Source organism: Vibrio sp. 378 (genome assembly GCF_033339435.1).
The window spans coordinates 1-730 of the sequence record NZ_JAWOUO010000502.1; the positions used below are offsets into that span (position 1 = coordinate 1).

Sequence of the window (730 nt, forward strand, 5' to 3'; positions counted from 1 at the left end):
GCCTTCTGGATCGCTTTCGGCCATCTGAACCAGTTCATCAAATGAGGGCAATACTTGCGTTACGTGAGTATGTAGAGTTCTCATCCCTTTCTCCAAATCCATATGGATACTCGTGTTCAATACTACAAGCGTACACCACAGGAATCAGGGTAAAGGATGAATCATTGGCCTGTCTCATTTATAAGAGAGAGCGAAAGGGCCGAAATCTAAGCGCGGATTCGGTAAACGCAGCGACGTTGACCGCTAATGATATGCTCGGTACGTTCGACGGTCGTGTCGTCTCCGAGTAAGGACTGGAACACACTCAGTTCAGATTTGCATAAACTAGGGCAACGCGTGGCGGCTTTACAAATCGGGCAGTGATTCTCGATCAAGATAAAGCCGTGCTCATCTTGTTCAAGCTCTGCCATGTAGCCTTCTTTTTCGCGCAGAAAAACCAAAGTTTCCAGCTTGCTTTCTAAAGACTCACATTGGTCGAGGTGCTGGCGATAGTTTTGTAAAGTCAGTTTTTCGCGCTCGGAGGTAACTTTGTCGAGGCCATCTTTACCGAAGATGTGTTCCACGGCTTCGATAAATTGGATGGTGAGTTCGCCATGACGATCGGCGAATTGCTCATGTCCCTTCTGGGTTAAAGACCAATGGCGAGTAGGGCGTCCGACTTTGACTTTTACATCGTGAATCGACAGGATGCCCTCATCTTCTAAACCTTGCAGGTGCTGGCGAGCACCCA

The 730-nt window shown here is 48.2% G+C and carries 1 protein-coding gene; it reads right to left on the reverse strand.

What is annotated here, in order from left to right; all coding sequences use genetic code 11:
* Window positions 1-206: 206 nt before the first annotated feature.
* Window positions 207-730, reverse strand: a 524-nt coding sequence (locus R7Q48_RS27190; RefSeq protein WP_318133360.1) for a metalloregulator ArsR/SmtB family transcription factor, incomplete at its 5' end; no start/stop codon positions are given.